5 protein-coding genes and 1 pseudogene are annotated in these 7,309 nt (G+C 65.2%); 4 read left to right on the top strand and 2 right to left on the bottom strand.

What is annotated here, in order from left to right:
• A pseudogene (locus KBW95_RS24290) lies at positions 1-408 on the top strand (hypothetical protein); the annotation flags it as partial.
• A 91-nt stretch (positions 409-499) separates the two neighbouring features.
• Here KBW95_RS24290 and KBW95_RS24285 read toward each other — a convergent pair.
• Together KBW95_RS24285 and KBW95_RS24280 are read right to left on the bottom strand one after the other, a co-directional pair.
• Entirely contained in the window at positions 500-904 is a 405-nt protein-coding gene (locus tag KBW95_RS24285; protein ID WP_211529541.1) for a hypothetical protein, read from the bottom strand.
• An 87-nt stretch (positions 905-991) separates the two neighbouring features.
• The gene (locus KBW95_RS24280) at positions 992-2,047 is read right to left on the bottom strand and encodes a DUF475 domain-containing protein (protein ID WP_211527146.1); all 1,056 of its coding nucleotides are present in this window, start codon (positions 2,045-2,047) and stop codon (positions 992-994) included.
• Between the two features lie 144 nt (positions 2,048-2,191).
• Here KBW95_RS24280 and KBW95_RS24275 point away from each other — a divergent pair, with 144 nt between their 5' ends.
• The 3 genes from KBW95_RS24275 (at position 2,192) to KBW95_RS24265 (ending at position 7,237) form a co-directional block, all read left to right on the top strand.
• Complete coding sequence (locus KBW95_RS24275) at positions 2,192-2,611, top strand: divergent PAP2 family protein (protein WP_211527145.1); 420 nt, start codon at positions 2,192-2,194, stop codon at positions 2,609-2,611.
• 258 nt (positions 2,612-2,869) lie between these two features.
• Entirely contained in the window at positions 2,870-4,003 is a 1,134-nt protein-coding gene (locus KBW95_RS24270) for an efflux RND transporter periplasmic adaptor subunit (protein ID WP_211527144.1), read from the top strand.
• 21 nt (positions 4,004-4,024) lie between these two features.
• Positions 4,025-7,237 (top strand): efflux RND transporter permease subunit, encoded by a 3,213-nt coding sequence (locus tag KBW95_RS24265; protein ID WP_211527143.1) that lies wholly within the window; start codon positions 4,025-4,027, stop codon positions 7,235-7,237.
• Positions 7,238-7,309: the final 72 nt, after the last annotated feature.

Raw genomic sequence — 7,309 nt, 5'->3', positions numbered from 1 at the left:
GAGGAAGAACAGGCGCGCCTGGCGCGCGAGCGCGAACTGGCCGAGCAGGCGGCGGTGCAGGCCGCGGTCGAGAAGCGCGAAGCCCAGCGCGCGCTGCTGGAGCACGCCCAGGCCCATGCCGAGATGCAGCGCAAGGCGGCGCAGGCGACCCAGCAGATGGCGGACGCGCGCAAGCATCTGTTGAATCTGGAAAGCAAGCGCCAGGAAGAGCAGGCGGCCGAGCTGGCCGCAACCGAGCGCACGATCGGGGAACGCAAGCAGGAGGCGAGTTACCGCTCGGTGTCGGCGGACCTGACGCGCGAGGTGCTGGTGAGGCTGAAGCAGCCGTCGGCGGGGTCGTCGGCGGCGGAGGCGGCTAACCGGCTGGCGGATGCGATCTTGCAGCAGCGGAGCAGGGATGAACGCTGATTAGGACCACTAGCCTATAAGCCGTCATTCCGGCCTTCGCCGGAATGACGGTCTTAGGGCTGGAGGTGATGTTTGGTGCTGGAGGCTGTACTTACTGCCCCGCCGCCGCCTCACTCGGCGCCACCGGATTCACCGGCCCCGTACCAACCTTCGTCGCGAAATACTCCGTCTCCCCGAAGCAAGTCGTCGGCACGCCCTTGTGCTGCTCATAGCTGATCTGCACCCGCTGCCCCATGCTCGACTGCAGCGGCTTGACCAAGCTTTCATCGCGCACCGTGAACGCGAAGCGCTCCGGAATCGCCCCCGGCATGCTCGACAGCAGGATCTCTCCCTCCCAGGTCTTGCACAGCCAGCCCTTCTTCGAGAACTTCTGCAGGTAGCCGGCCCGTTCGCCCTCCGAATACGACCAGCTCAGCGCAAACCAGGTGTACAGCGCGAACAGCACTAAGACAGTAGCGATGGAAGACAACAGGAGAGCAAGGGCGCGCTTGGGCATGGTCGTGGCTGTTCAGTAAAAAAGCTTGTCAGGATGGCAGCGCCCATTCTGCCATGGCTGGGCCGCAACGCCAACTGGCCTGCGCCTTCAGGCCACTTCCTCGCGCTTGCGCTCCTGCGCCTCGACGCGCCGCCGGTAGCGTACCGAGGACCATACCGAGACCAGGATGAAGGCCAGCCCCGACAGCCCCGTGAACCATTCGGGGATGTGGTAGTGCACGCTGGCGAACATGATCAGGGCCAGGATGCCGATCGCGTAGTGCGCCCCGTGCTCCAGGAACACGAATTCCTGCAAGGTGCCCTTATAGACGAGAAACACCGTCATCGAGCGCACGAACATGGCGCCGATGGCCAGGCCCAGCATGATGATCACCACGTCGTTGGTGATGGCGAAAGCCCCGATCACGCCGTCGAAGCTGAACGAGGCGTCCAGCACTTCCAGGTAGAGGAAGCCGCCGATGCTGCCCTGGGAAATCATGGCGCCCACGGTCGGGTCTTCCTCCTCATGCTCGAGCAAGCCGCTGAGCCATTGCACCCCGATATAGATCAGCACCCCGACCACCCCGGCGATCAGGACCGGCAGCTTGCGCGCGTGCGGCATCAGGCTCATGGCGAAGAACACGCCCAGCAGGGTGATCAGGACCGCCAGCCCCTCGGTGCCGTATTTACCCACCTTTTCCTCGATCCAGCCCAGCCAGTGCAGCTCCTTTTCCTCGTCGAACAGGAAGTTCAGGAACACCAGGGCCAGGAAGGCGCCGCCGAAGGCCGCCACCTCGGCATGGCGCTCGGTCAGGTGGCGCGAGTACTCGAGCGGCGTATTGATCGCCATGTGCCAGACATCCACCAGCCCCAGGCCGGTGGCGACCGCCACGATCACCAGGGGGAACAGCAGGCGCATCCCGAACACGGCCACCAGGATGCCGACGGTGAGGAAGAGCTTGCGCCAGAACTCGTTCCAGTGGCGCAAGACGGAGGCGTTGACGACCGCGTTGTCGAAAGAAAGCGACACTTCCAGCACGCCCAGTACCGCGGTGATCCACAGGGCCTGGAGCATGCCGGCCACCCCCTTGTGCTCATAACCCCACCAGCCCGCCAGGGCCATCAGGACGACGGTAACCGCGATGGACAACCGGAAATGCCGCATACAGCCCCCTTGCTTGTCTTGGTCGAGTGGAGGAATATTACCGCTCCGGACACAGCGGGGGCGCATCGGAAAGGTCGCCGCAGGGGCATTCATCTGAGATAATTCCGCACGGCATTTTCACGGCATATCTCTTTTGGGTTTTATATGGAATTTATCTACCTCGTGACCCCGGTCCTGACCTGGATGATGGTCGGCCCGATCAAGTTTCTCATCACCAGCGCGCGCCAGCGCCGCTGGGCATTCAATCTGGTCGGCAATGGAGGCTTCCCGAGCAACCATAGTGCCGTCGTGACCAGCATGGCCACCCTGATCGCCCTGCGCGAGGGGATGGGCCATCCTGCGTTCGGGGTCGCCGTGACCCTGGCCTTCATCGTGATGATCGATGCCAACAGCCTGCGCCAGCACGTCGGCCGCCATGCGGTCACCCTGAACCGCCTGCACGACGGCAAGGAAGACTATGTCGTCCTGCGCGAGCGCATGGGCCATACCCTGGTCGAGATCGCCGGCGGCATCGTGACCGGCATCGGCATGGGCTGCCTGATCAACGCCGTCCTGGGCGCCTGAGGCGCCCCTGGGGAGGAGACAAAGGGGGAGAGGGTGGCCGGCCGGACGTCCGGCCGCTTGAAATCTGTCCGAAATGTCATGCGTTTCAGCGGGCTGGAATGCAGCTCATCGCCAAAAAACGCATTTCATCCCACGAATTCCGCAAGTCGCAGGTTCCTCTATTGAGTTCGTCGGCCCCCTACTGAATACTGCGCACTGGCCGTATCTGATCTTATTTTTATAAAAAGCTTACCGAGTCCACTTCCGGAGAACCATAACATGCTGCGCAAATCACTACTCGTTCTAGCCATCGCCTCGGCCCTCGTCGCCTGTGGCAAGGAACCCGCCAAGGGCCCCGGCGCCCAGGCGAAGGACAACAAGCCCACGCAGCTGACCGTGGCCCCGGAAGACGTGCTGACTGTCCAGAGCGACGCGATCTCGTCCGGCCCGGTCGTCACCGGCTCGATCCAGCCGGAGCGCCGCGCCGACCTGCGCGCGGAAGTCTCGGCCATCGTGCTGCAAGTCCTGAAAGAGAACGGCGAGCCGGTCAAGCGCGGCGACGTGCTGGTGCGCCTCGACGAAACCTCGATCCGCGACACCCTGATGTCGGCCGAGGAAGCCCAGCGCGCCGCCAACCTGTCGCTGGAGCAGGCCAACCGCCAGCTCGAGCGCCTCAAGACCCTGCGCGCCTCCGGCATGACCTCGGTGAAGGCCCTGGACGACGCCGAAATGGCGCGCAACAACGCCCTGAGCGAACTGTCGGCCGCCAAGAGCCGCGTCGCCACCGCGCGCCAGCAGCTGGCCCGCACCGTGGTGCGCGCCCCGTTCGACGGCATCGTGTCCGACCGTAAGGTCTCGGCCGGCGACACCGCCACCATGGGCAAGGAACTGGTCAAGGTCATCGACCCGAACAGCATGCGCTTCGAGGGCCGCGTCTCGGCCGACTCGATCGCCACCGTCAAGGTCGGCCAGAAGGTCAACTTCCGCGTCAACGGCTACGGCGAGCAGCAGTTCGCCGGCGTCGTCAAGCGCATCGACCCGGCCGCCAACGCCGTGACCCGCCAGGTCGAGGTGCTGGTCGACTTCGCCGACAAGGCCCAGCCGAAGGTGGCCGGCCTGTACGCCGAAGGCCGCGTCGACGCCACCTCCGCCAACGCCCTGATGTTGCCGGAAGCCGCGGTGGTCAAGGCCGGCGACAAAGCCTACACCTGGCGCGTCAAGGACAAGAAGCTGAACAAGGTCGACCTGGTGCTGGGCGCGCGCGACCAGCGCACCGGCAACTTCGAAGTCAAGCAGGGCCTGGCCGCCGGCGACATCGTGCTGCGCGCCCCGAGCTCGAACCTGAAGGACGGCCAGAAGGTCGAAATGCCTGCCGCGCGTGTCGCCAGCGCGGCGCCGGTGCAGGGCAAGTAAGGAAAACAAGGAAAACAACAAATGTTCCTCTCTAATTTCAGTGTCAAGAGGCCGGTCGCCACCGTCGTCCTGATCGTGGCGATGATGTGCGTCGGCCTGCTCGCCCTGTCGAAGCTCAAGGTCAACCAGAACCCGGACGTCGAGCGTCCAGGCGTCACGGTCGACATCCCGTATCCGGGCGCCTCGCCCGAGACCGTCGAGCGCGAAATCACCAACCGCCTGGAAAAGCAGATGCTGGCGATCCAGGGCGTCACCGAAGTCAACTCGAACTCGTACGAAGGCGGCGTGTCGATCTGGCTGGAATTCGACTTCGACCGCAACGTGATCGAAGCCTCGGACGACGTGCGCAACGCGATCGCCGCGGTGCGCTACAAGCTGCCGGTCGAGATGCGCGAACCCGTGCTGCGGCGCTGGGACATCACCGCCGAGCCGGTGATGTCGCTGGCGCTGTCCTCGAGCACCCAGTCGCACGCCGAGATCTCGCGCTATGCCGAGGACGTGCTGGCCGATAAGTTCCGCTCCATCGAGGGTGTCTCGACCGTGAACGTGAACGGCGCGCTGCGCCGCGAGCTGTCGGTCCTGCTGCGCGCCGAGAAGCTGCGTGAATTCAACGTGTCGGTGTCCGACGTCGTCAGCGCCCTGCGTACCCAGAACACGAATGCCCCGGTCGGCAAGCTGCGTAGCGAGCTGGACGAGAAAGGCATCCGCCTGGTCGGCCGCATCGAGCGTCCGGAAGATTTCTCGCAAGTCGTGGTCAAGCGCAACGGCGACCAGATCGTGCGCCTGAACCAGGTGGCCGAGACCAAGGACGGCTTTGCCGATCTCAACAGCCTGTCCATGCGCAGCGGCAATCCGAACGTCGGCCTGCAGATTTCCCGTTCGCGCGACGCCTCGACCGTTTCGCTGGGCAAGAAGGTCCACCAGATGGTCGAACAGGCCAACAAGGAAATGCCGGAAGGCACCAAGGTCGAAGTCGTGCGCGACGGCGGCGACGACGCCCAGCGCAGCCTGAACAACGTGATCGAAGCCCTGGTGCTGGGCGCGATCCTGACCATCTTCGTGGTCTACGCCTTCCTGAACTCCTGGCGTTCGACCCTGATCACCGCGCTGTCGCTGCCGACCTCGGTGCTGGCCGCCTTCATCGCCGTGTGGCTGTGCGGCTTCACCCTGAACTTCATGACCCTGCTGGGCCTGTCGCTGGCGATCGGCGTGCTGATCGACGATGCGATCGTGGTGCGGGAAAACATCGTGCGCCACATGGAAATGGGCTCGGACCGCCGTACCGCCGCGCTCGAAGGCACCGCCGAGATCGGCCTGGCCGTGGCCGCGACCACCTTCTCGATCATGGCCGTGTTCGTACCGGTGGCCTTCATGCCGGGCGTGTCGGGCGAGTGGTTCCGTCCGTTCGCGCTGACCGTGACCTGCTCGGTGATCGTGTCGCTGTTCATCTCCTTCACCCTCGACCCGATGCTGTCGGCCTACTGGGGCGACCCGCCTGACCACGCGCATGCGCCGAAAAAAGGCGTGAGCCGCGCGCTGCAACGCTTTAACGTCTGGTTCGACCACCAGGCCGACCGCTACGGCCGCGTGATCGCCTGGGCCCTGCACCATCGCAAGTGGATGGCCGCCATCGCCGTCGCCAGCTTCGTCGGCGCGATCGCCCTGCACAGCTTCTTCGGCGGTTCGAGCTTCCTGCCGAAGGCCGACCACGGCACCATCATGGTCGAGATCCGCACCCCAGCCTCGTCGAGCCTGGAGTACTCGCGCCGCAAGGTGGAAGCGGCGGCCGAGCTGGCCCGTACGATTCCGGAAACCGAGGACACCAACAGCAACGTCAACCTGAGCGGCGGCCGCGTCTATGTCGATATCGGCAAGCGCAGCACCCGCAAGCGCACCGCCGCCGAAATCGGCACCGAGCTGCGCGCCAAGATCGCTCCGTTGGTGGGCGCCGAGTACACCGTGATCGACGACCTGAGCGGCGGCGGCAAGCCGGTCCAGATCGAGTTCACCGGTCCGGATTCGCGCAAGCTGATGGAACTGACCTCGGCCTACATGGAAAAGCTGCGCGAAGTCCCGGGCGCGGTCGACGTCACCCTGTCGGAGCAGGATCCGAAGAACGAGCTGCAGATCGTGCTCGACCGCGGCCTGGCCAATGCCATGGGCATCTCGATCAACGACGCCGCCCAGGCCCTGCGCGTGGCCTTCGCCGGCATCGAGGTGGGCGACTGGGTCGACCCGACCAGCGAAACCCGCGACGTCGCCGTGCGCCTGCATCCGGAAGACCGCGTCAACACCGAAAGCATCGAGCGCCTGCCGATCGCGGTGCAGGGCACCGGCATGATGGTGCCGCTGGAGCAGATCGCGACCATCACCATGGGCAAGGGCCCGGCGGGTATCCGCCACAAGGACGGCGAGCGCCTGATCACCGTCTCGGCCAACGCCCAGGGCCGTTCGGCCGGCGAAGTGACCCAGGACGCGATGAAGCTGGCCAAGAGCTTCGACTTCCCGCCGGGTTATGGCCTGGCGCTGGGCGGCCAGGGTGAAGACCAGCAGGAACTGTTCGGCGAGATGATGATCGCGCTGTTCTCCGGCATCGGCCTGATGTACCTGATCCTGGTGATGCAGTTCGGCTCCTTCACCGCACCGCTGGGCGTGATGCTGTCGCTGCCGCTGTCGCTGATCGGCGTGGTGCTGGCCCTGATCCTGTCGAAGAACACGCTCAACCTGATGAGCATGATCGGCGTCCTGATGCTGATGGGCCTGGTGGCGAAGAACGCGATCCTGCTGCTCGACGCTGCCCGCGCGCTGGAAAAAGAAGGCATGGACCGCGAAGATGCGCTGATGGCCGCCGGCCGCAAGCGCCTGCGTCCGATCCTGATGACCACCTTCGCGCTGATCGCCGGCATGCTGCCGGTGGCGCTGGCCCTGGGCGATTCCGGCCAGTTCTACCAGCCGCTGGCCATCGCGATCATCGGTGGCACCATCACCTCGACCCTGCTGACCCTGCTGGTCGTGCCGACCTTCTACGACAGCATCGAGATCGCCCGCGACCGCATGGTGGCCAAGTTCGGCCGCCGCGCCAAGCGCTACAACCCGGCCTTCGCCTTCGTGATGACCTTCATCGAGGCGATCCTGACCCTGGTCATGGTGCGCCTGGTGTTCCGCATCATCATGCGCCTGATCGGCATGATCACGCGCCGCGGCCGCGGCCGCGGTACGCCGCAAGCGGTGTAAGGGCAGGGCAGGCGCCGCGTGCGCCTGTTGCCTGAAGTACCTGACGGCCAGCAAACTCGCTGGCCGTTTTTT

The sequence above is a fragment of the Massilia sp. ZL223 genome (assembly GCF_018119395.1).
Taxonomy (GTDB): Bacteria; Pseudomonadota; Gammaproteobacteria; order Burkholderiales; family Burkholderiaceae_D; genus Telluria.
Note: the sequence above shows the minus strand (reverse complement) of the source record. Positions and strands in the feature narration are given on the sequence as shown.

What these genes read in the sequence shown, in the direction of transcription:
- KBW95_RS24285 (WP_211529541.1), bottom strand. Translation starts at nt 904, where the DNA reads ATGCCCAAGCGCGCCCTTGCTCTCCTGTTGTCTTCCATCGCTACTGTC.
- KBW95_RS24280 (WP_211527146.1), bottom strand. Translation starts at nt 2,047, where the DNA reads ATGCGGCATTTCCGGTTGTCCATCGCGGTTACCGTCGTCCTGATGGCC.
- KBW95_RS24275 (WP_211527145.1), top strand. Translation starts at nt 2,192, where the DNA reads ATGGAATTTATCTACCTCGTGACCCCGGTCCTGACCTGGATGATGGTC.
- KBW95_RS24270 (WP_211527144.1), top strand. Translation starts at nt 2,870, where the DNA reads ATGCTGCGCAAATCACTACTCGTTCTAGCCATCGCCTCGGCCCTCGTC.
- KBW95_RS24265 (WP_211527143.1), top strand. Translation starts at nt 4,025, where the DNA reads ATGTTCCTCTCTAATTTCAGTGTCAAGAGGCCGGTCGCCACCGTCGTC.